We start from the raw sequence: 14,203 nt of genomic DNA on the forward strand, positions 1-14,203 counted from the left end.
CGCCGATGACCCGACACACGCTGAGCGTGCTGGTGGAGAACGTCCCCGGGGTGCTCGCCCGGGTGGCCGGTCTGTTCTCCCGCCGCAGCTTCAACATCGAGTCGCTGGCGGTCGGCCCGACCGAGCACCCCGAGATCTCCCGGATGACGATCGTGGTGGCCGTCAGCGACCAGCCGTTGGAGCAGGTCACCAAGCAGCTCAACAAGCTCATCAACGTGATCAAGATCGTCGAGCTGGAGACCGAATCCGCGGTGCAGCGGGAACTGCTGCTGGTCAAGGTGCGCGCGGACGCCTCGGTGCGCAGCCAGGTGCTGGAGACGGTTCAACTGTTCCGGGCGAAAGTGGTGGATGTCTCGCCTGAGGCGTTGACCATTGAAGCCACTGGTACCGCCGATAAGCTCGACGCGTTGCTGCGAATGCTGGAACCCTACGGCGTCCGCGAGATGGTGCAGTCGGGAACGATCGCGATCGGGCGTGGCCCGCGTTCCATCACGGCCACTGCAGCGCGCTGATCCGGCGCCCCCGCCACAAGGCCGACAACTCAAGACCTGTCCGAACCCAGTTCGCGCAGGTGGTGCTGCAGCGGGACCCGCGGAGGTGGGCCAAGCGGTTGCTCCGCTGCGAGGACAGGTACCGAAGAAGTCCCGAAAGGAAACGCTGAATCACCATGGCAGTTGAAATCTTCTACGACGCCGACGCCGATCTGGGCATCGTGCAGGGGCGCAAGGTCGCGGTCATCGGCTACGGCAGCCAGGGCCACGCACACGCGCTGAGCCTGCGCGACTCGGGCGTGGACGTGCGCATCGGTCTGCCGGAGACCTCCAAGTCGCGCGCCAAGGCGGAGGAGGAGGGCCTGCGGGTGCTCACCCCGTCCGCGGCCGCCGCCGAAGCCGACCTGATCATGATCCTCGCGCCCGACACCAAGCAGCGCGAGATCTACGCCAACGACATCGCGCCGAACCTCAAGCAGGGTGACGCGCTGTTCTTCGGCCACGGCTTCAACATCCGCTACGGCCTGATCCAGCCGCCCGCCGACGTGGACGTCGCGATGGTCGCGCCGAAGGGACCGGGCCACCTGGTGCGCCGCCAGTTCGTCGACGGCAAGGGCGTGCCCTGCCTGATCGCGGTGGAGCAGGACGCCTCGGGCAACGCCCAGGCGCTGGCGCTGTCCTACGCCGCCGCCATCGGTGGCGCGCGGGCCGGGGTCATCAAGACCACCTTCACCGAGGAGACCGAGACCGACCTCTTCGGTGAGCAGGCGGTGCTCTGCGGTGGCACCTCCGCGCTGGTGCAGAGCGGATTCGAGGTGCTGGTCGAGGCCGGTTACCAGCCGGAGATCGCCTACTTCGAGGTGCTGCACGAGCTCAAGCTGATCGTGGACCTGATGTGGGAGGGCGGCATCGCCGGTCAGCGCTACTCCTGCAGCGACACCGCCGAGTACGGCGACCTGACCAGGGGCCCGCGGATCATCGACGCGCACGTCAAGGAGTCGATGCGCAAGATCCTGGGCGAGATCCAGGACGGCAGCTTCGCCAAGGAGTGGGTGGCCGAGGACGAGGCCGGGCGGCCGAACTTCAACAAGCTGCAGGCCGAGGGCAACGCGCACCAGATCGAAGAGGTCGGCAAGAAGCTCCGCGCGCTGATGTCCTGGACGAACAAGTAATCGCGGGCGCACCGCCCTCGATCCGAGTGATCGCATAGCTGCGAGCGAACTTCGGTGGCGTGACACCCAGCGTCCACCGATGCGAACAGGCCCGGTGAACCCCAAAAGGGATCACCGGGCCTCGCGCTTTTCCCGCTCGCCCGACGATGGTGTGGCCGACTCCGGGTGCCGGTAGATTGCGGCGGCCTGGTATTCCCGTTTGCCAGGGATCGGATCGGTTGCTACGCGTGAGGGATAGAGTACGCATCGTGAGTGCAGACAACGAGATCGTGGATGACAAGGCGCACATCCGGCACCGGTTGGACTTCACCGGCGCAGAGTGGATCACCAGCACCGACGACCCGGACGAGCCGGGCGTGGAGATCGCCTTCGTGGACGGCTACATCGGCATGCGCAACGGCGCCGACCCGGACGGCCCGGTCCTGGTGTTCACCCCCGAGGAGTGGGACGCCTTCGTGGCCGGGGCCAAGGACGGCGAATTCGACGAGCCGTGAGCCACCGACCGCTCTCGGTGCCACACCCCGGTTGATCTGCGACAATGCCGAACTATCGGGTTTAACGGGCGGTGCTGGGCGATGCGGTGATCCGGGCTACACCCTTGTGAACACTTTCTCAATCTCCCGTTAAACTGCGATCCCGTCCGGGCACATCGTCGTGCCGAAAGTGACCTTCGCCTACTGGAGTTCGCCCGTGACCAACGCAAGCCGTCCTGTCGTCCTGATCGCCGAGAAGCTGGCTCCGTCCGTGATCGACGCGCTCGGGGACGAGGTCGAGATCCGCAACGTGGACGGCACCGACCGGCCAGCGCTGCTCGACGCCGTCGCCGACGTTGATGCGCTGCTGGTCCGCTCCGCCACCAAGGTCGATGCCGAGGTGCTCGCGGCGGCGAAGAAGCTCAAGGTCGTCGCCCGCGCCGGGGTCGGCCTCGACAACGTCGAGGTACCCGCCGCCACCGAGCGCGGCGTGATGGTGGTCAACGCACCCACCTCCAACATCGTCTCGGCCGCCGAGCACGCGATGGCCCTGCTGCTGGCGGTGGCCCGCAACGTCGCCCAGGCCGACGCGAGCCTCAAGGGCGGCGAGTGGAAGCGCAGCGCCTACACCGGTGTCGAGCTCAACGGCAAGACCGTCGGGGTGGTCGGACTCGGCAAGATCGGCCAGCTCTTCGCCCAGCGCGTGGCCGCGTTCGGCACCAAGCTGATCGCCTACGACCCCTACGTGTCGCCGGGCCGCGCCGCCCAGTTGGGCATCGAGCTGGTCACCCTGGACGAACTGCTGGCCCGCGCGGACGCGATCTCCATCCACCTGCCCAAGACCGCCGAGACGCTGGGCCTCATCGGCGCCGAGGAGCTGAAGAAGGCCAAGCCGGGCCTGCTGGTCGTCAACGCCGCGCGCGGTGGCCTGATCGACGAGGACGCGCTGGTCGACGCGCTGCGCAACGGCCACATCGGCGGCGCGGGCATCGACGTGTTCAAGACCGAGCCGACCACCGAAAGCCCGCTGTTCGAGCTGTCCAACGTGGTCGTCACCCCGCACCTGGGCGCGTCCACCGCCGAGGCGCAGGACCGCGCGGGCACCGACGTCGCCCGCTCGGTGCGGCTGGCGCTGCGTGGTGACTTCGTGCCGGACGCGGTCAACGTGCAGGGCGGCGCGGTCGGTGAAGAGGTCCGCCCGTACCTGTCGCTGACCCAGAAGTTGGGCCAGCTGCTCGCCGCGCTGCTGGGCAGCACGCCGAGCTCGGTGACCATCGAGGCGCGCGGCGAACTCGCCGACGAGGATGTCTCGGTGCTGCAGCTGGCGGCGCTGCGCGGTGTGTTCGCCGGTGCCGTGGAGAACCAGGTGACCTTCGTCAACGCGCCGCAGCTGGCCGAGGACCTGGGTGTGCAGGTCGAGGTCAAGACCTCTTCGGAGAGCCCGAACCACCGCAGCGTGGTGTCGGTGCGCGCGGGTCTGCCGGATGGTCGCACCGGTGTGGTCTCCGGCGCGCTGTCCGGGCCGAACCAGGTGGAGAAGCTGGTGGAGGTCAACGGCCGCCACTTCGACCTGCGCGCCGAGGGCAACGTGCTGCTGCTGGAGTACCCGGACCGGCCGGGCGTGATGGGCAAGGTCGGCACCCTGCTCGGCGAGGTCGGCGTCAACATCGAGGCGGCGATGGTCAGCCAGACCACCGAGCGCTCGGACGCGATCATGCTGCTCCGGGTGGACCGCCCGGTGGAGCCGGGTGTCCTGGAGCCGATCGGCGCTGCCGTGGGCGCCCGCATCGTCCGCACCGTGAGCTTCGAGTAGGAACCGGGGCAGCGCTCACCGCGAGTGGTTGATCCCGCAATATCACCCGGTTCAGTGATACGAGGGCCGTTCCGCGATTCGGGACGGCCCTCGTACCGTGCCAGGGACCAAGGGTTCTGTCACCCATCCGGGTGTCCCACCCTGCGAGACTTATCATCCACTTGGTGGGCCCGGCATGCCGCCACCCACGACCGTGCCGGTAGCCTTCGGCTCAACAGTTCGAGCCCCGCAGGTCGGGGTGGTTCTCGGGAGGTGTGTAGATGCGGCTCGCTGTGATCTCCGGCGACGGGATCGGGCCGGAGGTGGTAGCCGAGGCACTCAAGGTTCTCGGTGAAGTCGTGCCGGATACCGAGATCACCCGATACGACCTCGGCGCCGCTCGTTGGCACGCGACCGGGGAACTGCTGCCCGAATCCGTCCTGGGTGAACTCCGGCAGCACGACGCGATCCTGCTCGGTGCGGTGGGCGACCCGTCGGTGCCCAGCGGCATCCTGGAGCGCGGGCTGCTGCTGCGGCTGCGCTTCGAGCTCGACCACCACGTGAACCTGCGCCCGGCCCGGCTGTACCCAGGTGTGAAGAGCCCGGTGGCCGACCCCGGCGAGATCGACATGGTCGTGGTGCGCGAGGGCACCGAGGGGCCGTACGCGGGCAACGGCGGTCTGCTGCGCAAGGACACCACGCACGAGATCGCGACCGAGGTCAGCATCAACACCGCGTTCGGCGTCGAGCGGGTGGTGCGCGACGCGTTCGCCCGCGCCGCGGCCCGGCCGCGCAAGCACCTGACGTTGGTGCACAAGACCAACGTGCTCACCCACGCCGGGTCGTTGTGGTCGCGGGTGGTCGAAGAGGTCTCGCTGCAGTACCCGGATGTCATCGTGGCCTACCAGCACGTGGACGCGACCATGATCCACCTGGTCACCGACCCGAGCCGGTTCGACGTGATCGTGACCGACAACCTCTTCGGGGACATCATCACCGACCTGGCGGGCGCGGTCACCGGCGGCATCGGGCTGGCGGCCAGCGGCAACATCGACGCCACCCGGCGCAACCCGAGCATGTTCGAGCCGGTGCACGGCAGTGCGCCGGACATCGCCGGGCAGGGCGTGGCGGACCCGACCGCCGCGGTGCTGTCGGTGGCGATGCTGCTCGACCACGTGGGCTTGGCCGAGGCCGCCAAGCGGGTCGAGGCGTCGGTGGCGTTCGACCTGGCCACCCGAGACCACTCGGCCCCAGGCGCGACCTTCGCCATCGGCGACCGCCTAGCCGCCCTGGTCTCCTCCCGCGAAGTAGCCCCACAGGCATAGGACCTGCGTTCCACGGAAGGCGTCTCCCGTTCGGGGGGCGCCTTTTCCAATGTCCGGTACCGGTCCGGGTGATGGGAAGTCGGCTGCGGATTGTGGACATTGCCGGGGCGTGTGGCAGCATGGGGTCGTGGCTTTCCGCAGTGTGACCATTATTGGCGAGCGCGCCGGGTAACGACTCCGCACCCCGGCGCGCTGACCTCTCGCATTCGCGGGGGGTCTTTTTTGTGCCCGCACCGCGCTGCCGCATCCGATCCGAACTTCGACGCCGACGGGAGAAACCAGTGACCCGCACCACCCCGGCCGGAACTCCGCTGGACGACGACTTCCACGTCTACGACACGACCCTGCGGGACGGCGCGCAGCGCGAGGGGATTTCCTACTCGGTCACCGACAAACTCGCGGTGGCCCGGCTGCTGGACTCGCTGGGAGTCGGCTTCATCGAGGGAGGTTGGCCCGGCGCGCTGCCCAAGGACACCGAGTTCTTCCACCGCGCGGCCGACGGCGAACTCGACCTCCAGCACGCCGCGCTGGTCGCGTTCGGGGCCACCCGCCGCGCCGGGACCAAAGTGGACGAAGATCCGCAGGTGCGGGCACTGCTCGATTCCCGTGCGCCGGTGGTGACCTTGGTGGCCAAATCGGACCGTCGGCACATCGAGCGGGCGCTGCGCACCGATGTGGCGGAGAACTGCGCGATGGTGGCCGACACGGTGCGCTACCTGGTCGGTGAAGGGCGTCGGGTGTTCCTCGACGCCGAGCACTTCTTCGACGGCTACGCCTTCGACCCCGACACCTCGCTGCGGGTGCTGGAAGCCGCCGCGACCGCCGGTGCGGACGTCGTCGTGCTGTGCGACACCAACGGCGGCCAACTACCGCTGCGACTGGCCGAGACGGTCGGCGAAATCGTTGCGCGCACCGGATTCCGCATCGGCATCCACTGCCAGGACGACACCGGCTGCGCGGTGGCCAACAGCGTCGCCGCCGTGCAAGCCGGTGCGACGCACGTGCAGTGCACCGCCAACGGCTACGGCGAGCGCGCGGGCAACGCGGATCTGTTCGCGGTGATCGGAAATCTCGGCACGAAGCTGGCGATGCCGGTGTTGCCGGAGGGAAAGCTGTGCGAACTGACCAGGGTTTCGCACGCTTTGGCCGAAATCGCCAATCTCGCGCCGGACACCCACCAGGCTTACGTGGGACAGTCCACATTCGCGCACAAGGCGGGGTTGCACGCGAGTGCGATCAAAGTGGACCCCGAGCTGTACAACCACATCGATCCGGCCGTGGTGGGCAACGGGATGCGCGTGCTGGTCACCGAAATGGCCGGGCGGGCCAGTTTGGAGCTCAAGGGCGCCGAACTCGGCCTCGACCTGTCCGAGTCCCCGACCGCCGTCACCGGTGCGGTGCGCCGGGTGAAGGAACTGGAGGCTCGCGGCTGGTCCTTCGAAGCGGCCGACGCATCGCTGGAACTGTTGCTGCGCCGGGAGATGGCTGCCGCCGAGGGTGCGGAGCCGGTCGCCGCGCCGTTCGAGCTGGAGTCGTACCGGGTCGTGCTCGACCACCGCTCGGCGACCGATGTGGTCTCCGAGGCGACGGTCAAGGTACACGTCGCGGATCAGCGCGTGATCGCCACGGCGGAGGGAAACGGTCCGGTCAACGCGCTCGACGCCGCGCTGCGCAAGGCGCTCGTGCCGCACCTGCCGTGGCTGGAAGCCGTTGAACTGTCCGACTACAAGGTGCGCATCCTCATCGACGCGCCGGGCACCGACGCCGTCACGCGGGTGCTCGTGGAGTCCCGCGACGGGGCGGAGGAGTGGACGACCGTCGGCGTGCACGGCAACATCGTCGAAGCCAGCTGGCTGGCGCTGTGCGACGCCCTCGCGTACAAGGCGTTGCGCTGCAACGCGGTTGGCTCCGCCGTGCCCCAGGTGTCCTGAGTGGTTGCCCTGCCGTGCTCGTGACCTGCCGCAACGGTGCTGCCGTGGAGTGCTGGTGATGGGCACGGGTTAGGCTGATGCGACGGTCCACATTCGATTCCGGAGGTTCGTCTTGCGCCTGGCACGCGTTGCCCACTCCGACGGGGTGTCCTTCGTCGCACTGGAGCCGGATCCGGCCGCGCCGCAGGAGAAAGTGCTCGCCATCGAGATCGACCAGCACCCGTTCGGCGACCCGACGTTCACCGGACGCAGGTGGCCCATGGCCGATGTTCGGCTGCTCGCCCCGATCCTGCCCACGAAGGTCGTCTGCGTCGGCAAGAACTACGCCGAGCACGCCCGCGAGATGGGCGGCGAACCACCGGAGAACCCGGTGATCTTCCTGAAGCCGTCCACCTCGGTGATCGGCCCCAACGCGGCGATCAAGCTGCCGCCGAACTCCGAGCGGGTGGACTTCGAGGGCGAACTCGCGGCCGTGGTGGGGCAGCCGTGCAAGGACGTGCCGGAGGCCCGCGGCACCGAAGTGCTGCTGGGCTACACGATCGCCAACGACGTCACCGCGCGCGATCAGCAGCAGGCCGACGGCCAGTGGACGCGGGCCAAGAGCTACGACACGTTCTGCCCGCTGGGGCCGTGGATCGACACCGCACTCGATCCGGCGGACCTCGGGATCCGCACCGAACTCGACGGCGAGCTCAAGCAGCAGTCGCGGACTTCGCTGCTGCTGCACGACGTCGCGGGGCTGGTGTCCTGGATCTCGCGGGTGATGACGCTGCTGCCCGGCGACGTGATCCTCACCGGCACCCCGGCGGGCGTGGGACCGATGCGGCCCGGCCAGCAGGTGTCGGTGTCCATCGACGGCCTGGGCACCCTCACCAACCCCGTCCAGCAGGGGTCGTGAGGGCGCCACTCACGACCCCTGCTGGACAGCAACAATGGCAGGCACTCAGGCGGTGTGTCCGTCTGTGGCCGCAACGGGGATGACCAGCGTGCCGTTGGTGACGTCGCTGGCGACTGCGGTGAGCCGCAGGTTGTGCGCTCGGGCGTAGCCCCGCAAGGCGCTGAACGCCTCATTCACACCGATCTGGTTCCGCTCGGCGAGAACGCCCTTGGCCTGCTCGATGATGATGCGGCTGTTGAGCGCCGTCTGCAGTTGCTCGTTGAGGATGTCGGTGCGGCGGATCGCGCGTTCCTGCAGGATGCTGATGGTGGCGACATCGGCCAGTGCCTGTCCGATTCGCAGCTCATCGGCTCCCATCGTCTGCGCGGTTGAGCTGAACAGGTTCAAGGCGCCAATGGTCTCGTCACGAAGGCGCAGCGGCAGGGCGTGCACTGCGGTGAAGCCAGCAGCTGATGCCTGAGCCGCGAACCGCGGCCACCGGCTCTCGGCAGGGGTCAGATCGGTCGAGCTGACCTGGCGACTGGTCCGGAAGCAATCCAGGCACGGTCCCTCCTCGGCTTGCAACTGGAACAGCTCCAGCATTCGCGCCCGCTCGGTCGAGGACGAGACCAGTCGGAGGGCTCCCCGCTGATCCGACAGCAACAACCCAGCGGCATCGACGGGGAGCAGCCGCACGCACTCAGCGGCGAGTCGGTGCAGCAGTTCGATCATGTCGTAGTCGTCCACCAAGGAGTCTGCGAGACTGACCAACGCCTCCGCCACCGCCCGCTCTTTTCCGCGATCTTCGCTGTTCATGGCATTGTCACCGCCCTCGGGCGGTCGGTTTTGATCATCGAGGTCCCTCCTCAAACCGCAGCCGCCGTGCGACCACGTCCTGGGCCACTTCATCGATTGGGCGGTCGTTCGCAAAGGCGGACGCCCGCAACATGGCCACCGCAGCTTCCGCGGAAACATTTGCCTGCGCCATGATCATCCCGGTCGCTTGGTGCACTTCAGCCCTGTGGAGCGGGTAACCGGACGTCCACTGCGAAGAGCCGTCGTTGTCGAGTGTCCCGCCCGCGCGGTGACCAAGCAATATCCACAACGCCGCGTCCGCAGCGCGCAACGCGCCGGTCAGCTGCTCGGGTAGCAGCGGGCCCTGCACGACGCGGTGGAGATTCAGGACGCCGACCTTGATCGTGCCCAGTTGCAGGGGAAACACGTACAGCGCGCGCGCCCTCGTGTGCCGGACCTTGGTGGCGAAAATCGGCCACCGGTCGGTGGTGCTGTCCGCCATGTCCGATACCAACACCGGGCTTCCCGAGGTCAGGGCCTCCACGCACGGCCCTTCCCCGAGGCTGAACTGCAACTGGTCGAGCTCGCTCGCCAGCTCGTCGGTGGCGCAGAGCGGTTCCTGGCGATAGGCATCGGTCATCATCGTGATCGCCGCGCCGTCCACCGGCAGCTCCGCAACGCAGGCTTGGCAGATCCGCAGCGGAGCTGAAGCTCCGCCCTCGGCGATGATCGAAGCCAGAATCCGCACCAGCGGGTCGACGTCACCCATAGGAGTTTCTCCCGGTGACAGCACCAGCTAGGCGCAGTGCCTGGCACCGACCCATCGCGTGTCCTCATCCCCGTAGGCGAATTCAGCCGCAATTTGCCGACACCCGACAAGGACTGGATCGACGCTGCCGATGCGTTCAACGACTCACAACACATTCTACGCGCACCGCGTCCGGGACTAACAGTGCTGGAATCCAGTCGGTTACCAGCTCGTTTCGCAGTCGAGGGAACACGCCTATACCAGCCGCGACTCCCCGCCCCAGGGCGGCGCCAGCACGCACGGCCCGGCCATCGGACGGTGACAAACCCCGGAGAGAAGCGTAGCGTTGTCGAATCTCGCTGGATCCGGTTACTCCAGACCTCGGTAACCACTCCGCACTGGAGCAGAAAGCCGGAGTCATATGCGAACACAGCAGAATTCCCAATTCACTTTGGGGCCACACTTTCCCGGCTGTGCCGCAGGTGTGCGCATCTCCAACAACGCAGCCCGCGCTCGGCACGCGGAAGCAGTTACGAGCGTCGGCCGCGGTAGCCGGGACAAGACGCCCAGTCAGCATCGGGAGACCTCCCGGTACGCCTGGCGAAGACCTTTCCTCGCCCGGTAGGCGAGCGCGGCGACGCCATTGGGGGTCAATCCCAGGAACGGTGCGACCTGGCCCGGAGTCAAGCCTTCGACCTCGACGTGCCAGAGCACCGTCCGCCACCGCTGCGGCAGGTTGGCGAAGGCCCGCGCGGCCAGCGAGCGCTCCAGGCTGGCGATCGCGAGATCTTCGAGTCCCTCGCCGTCACCGAGGACTTCGGCGATGTCGCCCGTCAGCTGGAGCCGCTGCTCCCGGCGTGCGCGCTCGAAGGCGAGATGGCGTACGGACGTCAGCAAGTACGCCCGGAACGCCACGACCGGGCCGTGCCCGCCGCGCAAAGCCGCGAGCACGTTAACGAAGGCTTCGGAGACGAGGTCATCGGCGTCGACCCGTGATCTGCTCAGCTGGCTGGCCGCGCTGTACGCGGCGCCCACGTGCCGTGCATACAGCTCGTGGTAGGCGGCCGTAGAGCCCTGCCGGACCGCCTCGCTGAGATCACCGTCAGCACAACGCCGTCCGGGCTCGGTACGCCACCGGGTGGTTGCGCGGGTGTACTGCCCGCACGAGAACGAGTCCGACATCGCGATGGCCTCCGGTGGGCGAACTCGACCAAGAGCGTTGGCTACCGCCGGGGGCTGGGGCGATCATGGCACGATAGCGCCGATTCGTACCGAATATCCAGAGGCTCATCACACCTCTCACGCAATGTTCAACCATCACCCCGATACCCATGGGGCCGACCAGCACCACGAACCGCACCGTCGTCGATCCCGTGCGCGCGGGGGGCCAGGGGGAGAGCTTCCGCCAGAGGCCGAGATCGGCCGTCGCTGATTGGCCTATGTGGACTATTCGCGGGAATCTGGTGCGGGGCGAACTGCCCTCCGAGGTTGCTGCCGTCCCCGCGGACAGGGTCGGCGTCAGGTGGTGCAACCGCACACAGCCCAGCCCGACGTCGACCAGCGCGCGGGTGGCGGGAGCTACCCAGCAGCAGCGGCAAGAACGCCAACGCCACTTCGATGTCGCGCGGAACCGTCAGCGCAGGGCCGTTTCGGGGGGCCGCTCCCGGACCGCGCCGTAGGCGAGGATGTACGCCGGGATCTTGCGCAACCACGGGAGGGTCGAGATAGCCCGCAGGGGCAGCGGCACGTGGGCGGTGTCGCCGAAGTCGATCTCGCCGTGCAGCGCCGGACTCACCACGTTGTCGTGAATCAGCCGCTGGAAGCGCTGGATGAGCACGGTGGTCGGCCAGCGGCGCCGCTGAACCGCCACGACGTGCCTGCGCCGCAACCGCCCTTCGCGCAGCGGTACGGCCAGGTACCGGGCGGCGGCCACCGCGTCCTGCACGGCGAGGTTGATCCCGATGCCGCCCACCGGGGACATCGCGTGCGCGGCGTCGCCGATGCACAGCAGGCCCGGCACATGCCACTTGCGCAGCCGGTCCAGGGCCACGTGCAGCACCTTCACGTCGTCCCAGCTGCGCACCAGATCCCGTCCGGCCATCCAGGGGAAGTAGCGCACCAGCGTCGCGTTGAATTCCTCGATGGGGCGGTTGCGGCCCTCCGGGTCGGTGCCCTTGGCAATGATCGACGCCACCTGGAAGTAATCGCCCCGGTCCAGCAACGCGTTGAAGGTGCGTCCCCGGATCAGGCCGATGGCGCCCTCTGGATCGCCCGCCTGGCGCGGCACCCGGAACCACCGCACGTCCATCGGCGTCGGGAAGTCCCGCAGCCCGAGTTCGGGCAGGGTGCGCACGAAGGAATTGCGGCCGTCGCAAGCCACCGTGATGGTCGCCCGCAGCTCACCGGTCCGGCCGTCGGCGGTGCGGTAGCGCACGCCGTTGACCCGGCCGCCTTCCCGGATCAGTTCCGTCGCCTCGGTGTTCATCCGCAGCGTGAAAGTGGGTTCCTGCTTGCCCGCGTCGGCCAGCATGTCGAGGAAGTCCCACTGCGGGACCATCGCTATGTAGTTGTACTTGACCGGCAGCGACTGGAAGTCGCCGAAGGTGAACAGCTCGCCCGCGGGTCCGATGGGCAGCCGCATTCGGTTCAGGTGCCGCTGCGGCAGTTCGGCGAACTGCGCTGCCAAGCCCAGGTCGTCGAGCAGTTGCAGCGTGGTGGGGTGCACCGTGTCGCCGCGGAAGTCCCGCAGGAAGTCGTTGTGCTTCTCCAGCACCGTGACGTCGACACCGGACCGGGCCAGCAGCAGTCCCAGCACCATGCCCGCCGGTCCGCCGCCGACGACGCAGCAGGTCGTTCGCTCCATTGCGATCGCCTCCAATTTTCAACGCACGTTGAATAATTGTAGGATGCCTTGCCCGGATGCGCTCGTCAACCGCTCGCGGCGGGTGACTAGGCTGAGATGTGTTATGAGCACGCCAGAAGCCGCCGCAACCGCCGCCAGGCCCGTTCGAGTCCGGTTCTCCCCCTCGCCGACGGGCATCCCGCACGTCGGCCTGATCCGAACCGCCCTCTACAACTGGACGTTCGCCAGGCACAACAAGGGCACCCTGGTGTTCCGCATCGAGGACACCGACGCCAGCCGGGACAGCGAAGAGTCCTACCAGGCACTGCTCGACGCGTTGCGCTGGTTGGGCCTCGACTGGGACGAAGGCCCCGAGGTCGGCGGCCCCTACGGCCCCTACCGGCAGAGCGAACGGCGCGACACCTACGCCGACATCGCCCAGCGGCTGCTGGCCGCTGACGAGCTCTACGAGTCGTACTCCAGCCCGGAAGAGGTCGAAGCCCGGCACAAGGCCGCCGGGCGCGACCCCAAGCTGGGCTACGACAACTACGACCGGGACCTCACCGACGAACAGTTGGCCGCCTTCCGCGCCGAAGGTCGCAACGCCGTGCTGCGGCTGCGGATGCCCGATCGCGACATCACCTTCACCGACCTGGTGCGCGGCGAGATCACCTTCCCGGCGGGCAGCATCCCGGATCCGGTGCTGGTGCGCGGCAACGGTGACCCGCTCTACACCCTGACCAACCCGGTCGACGACGCGCTGATGCGCATCAGCCACGTGCTGCGCGGCGAAGACCTGCTGTCCTCCACGCCGCGCCAGATCGCACTCTACGAGGCGCTGCAGCGCATCGGCGTCACCGACTTCACACCCGAGTTCGGCCACCTGCCGTTCGTCATGGGGGAGGGCAACAAGAAGCTCTCCAAGCGCGACCCGCAGTCCAACCTGTTCCACCATCGCGACCGGGGTTTCCTGCCGGAAGGTCTGCTGAACTACCTGGCGCTGCTCGGCTGGTCCATCTCCGAGGACCGCGACGTCTTCAGCCTCGACGAGATGGTCGAGGCGTTCGACATCAGCCGGGTCAGCGCCAACCCGGCGCGCTTCGACCAGAAGAAGGCCGACGCGATCAACTCCGCGCACCTGCGCGCCCTCGCGCCGGACGACTTCGTCGGCCGCGTCGTGCCCTACCTCGTCAAGGGCGGCGTGCTCCCGGCCGAGCCGACCGAACAGCAGCTCGCCATCGTGCGCGCCGCCGCGCCGCTGGTGCAGGAACGGCTGATCGTGCTCTCCGACGCAGTCGGCATGATGGGCTTCCTGTTCGCCGGTGACGACTTCGCGCCCGAACCGGAATCCGCGCGGAAAGCCCTCGGCGCAGACGCCGCGCCGGTCCTCGAAGCCGCCATCAACGCCCTCGACGCGCTGCCCGAATGGACCGCGGCAGGTATCGAGCAGGCCCTGAAGGACTCCGTCGTCGATGGCCTGGGCATCAAGCCCCGCAAGGCATTCGCCCCGGTGCGCGTCGCGGTCACCGGCCGCACCGTGTCGCCGCCGCTGTACGAGTCGATGGAACTCCTCGGCCGCGCAGTCTCGCTCCAGCGCCTCCGCAACGCACTGGGCTGAGCCGATGTCGTGGGCGCGGCCGCGGGGTGCGCCCCACAGCCCCGCGCACGCCGCCTCAACCGCAAAAGCCCGGCCGGGTAACCGTCTTGGCCGCGTCGGGCGCGGGGGGGGGGCGCCGAGCCACGCGGGGGGGCATCCG

General features: G+C 68.4%; 12 protein-coding genes. 8 read left to right on the top strand and 4 right to left on the bottom strand.

Translation table 11 applies throughout. From position 1 onward, the window contains the following. Positions 1-5 precede the first annotated feature (5 nt). The 7 genes from ilvN (at position 6) to MOQ72_RS38555 (ending at position 8,082) form a co-directional block, all read left to right on the top strand. Complete coding sequence (gene ilvN / locus MOQ72_RS38525) at positions 6-512, top strand: acetolactate synthase small subunit (protein WP_242190886.1); 507 nt, start codon at positions 6-8, stop codon at positions 510-512. A 155-nt stretch (positions 513-667) separates the two neighbouring features. Beyond that, positions 668-1,663: a ketol-acid reductoisomerase gene (ilvC, locus tag MOQ72_RS38530; RefSeq protein WP_242190887.1), complete on the top strand. Its 996-nt coding sequence runs from the start codon at positions 668-670 to the stop codon at positions 1,661-1,663. 248 nt (positions 1,664-1,911) lie between these two features. Next, complete coding sequence (locus MOQ72_RS38535; RefSeq protein ID WP_242190888.1) at positions 1,912-2,157, top strand: DUF397 domain-containing protein; 246 nt, start codon at positions 1,912-1,914, stop codon at positions 2,155-2,157. 196 nt (positions 2,158-2,353) lie between these two features. Beyond that, complete coding sequence (gene serA, locus MOQ72_RS38540) at positions 2,354-3,949, top strand: phosphoglycerate dehydrogenase (protein ID WP_242190890.1); 1,596 nt, start codon at positions 2,354-2,356, stop codon at positions 3,947-3,949. A 260-nt stretch (positions 3,950-4,209) separates the two neighbouring features. Beyond that, positions 4,210-5,253: a 3-isopropylmalate dehydrogenase gene (locus MOQ72_RS38545; protein WP_242190891.1), complete on the top strand. Its 1,044-nt coding sequence runs from the start codon at positions 4,210-4,212 to the stop codon at positions 5,251-5,253. A gap of 281 nt (positions 5,254-5,534) precedes the next feature. Continuing rightward, on the top strand, positions 5,535-7,184 hold the full coding sequence (gene cimA, locus MOQ72_RS38550; protein ID WP_242190892.1) for a citramalate synthase: 1,650 nt from the start codon (positions 5,535-5,537) through the stop codon (positions 7,182-7,184). Between the two features lie 112 nt (positions 7,185-7,296). After that, on the top strand, positions 7,297-8,082 hold the full coding sequence (locus tag MOQ72_RS38555; protein ID WP_242190893.1) for a fumarylacetoacetate hydrolase family protein: 786 nt from the start codon (positions 7,297-7,299) through the stop codon (positions 8,080-8,082). A gap of 45 nt (positions 8,083-8,127) precedes the next feature. Here MOQ72_RS38555 and MOQ72_RS38560 read toward each other — a convergent pair whose 3' ends face one another. From MOQ72_RS38560 to MOQ72_RS38575, 4 genes are all read right to left on the bottom strand, one after another. Beyond that, entirely contained in the window at positions 8,128-8,877 is a 750-nt protein-coding gene (locus MOQ72_RS38560; RefSeq protein WP_242190894.1) for a GAF and ANTAR domain-containing protein, read from the bottom strand. A gap of 34 nt (positions 8,878-8,911) precedes the next feature. Then, positions 8,912-9,625: a GAF and ANTAR domain-containing protein gene (locus MOQ72_RS38565; protein ID WP_242190895.1), complete on the bottom strand. Its 714-nt coding sequence runs from the start codon at positions 9,623-9,625 to the stop codon at positions 8,912-8,914. Between the two features lie 549 nt (positions 9,626-10,174). Next, positions 10,175-10,786 (bottom strand): RNA polymerase sigma factor, encoded by a 612-nt coding sequence (locus MOQ72_RS38570; protein WP_242190896.1) that lies wholly within the window; start codon positions 10,784-10,786, stop codon positions 10,175-10,177. A gap of 451 nt (positions 10,787-11,237) precedes the next feature. Next, on the bottom strand, positions 11,238-12,467 hold the full coding sequence (locus MOQ72_RS38575) for an FAD-dependent oxidoreductase (protein ID WP_242190898.1): 1,230 nt from the start codon (positions 12,465-12,467) through the stop codon (positions 11,238-11,240). 103 nt (positions 12,468-12,570) lie between these two features. Here MOQ72_RS38575 and gltX point away from each other — a divergent pair, with 103 nt between their 5' ends. Then, entirely contained in the window at positions 12,571-14,064 is a 1,494-nt protein-coding gene (gene gltX, locus MOQ72_RS38580; RefSeq protein WP_242190899.1) for a glutamate--tRNA ligase, read from the top strand. Positions 14,065-14,203: the final 139 nt, after the last annotated feature.

It is taken from the genome of Saccharopolyspora soli, from assembly GCF_022678645.1.
In the GTDB taxonomy this organism is placed as follows: Bacteria; Actinomycetota; Actinomycetes; order Mycobacteriales; family Pseudonocardiaceae; genus Saccharopolyspora; species Saccharopolyspora soli.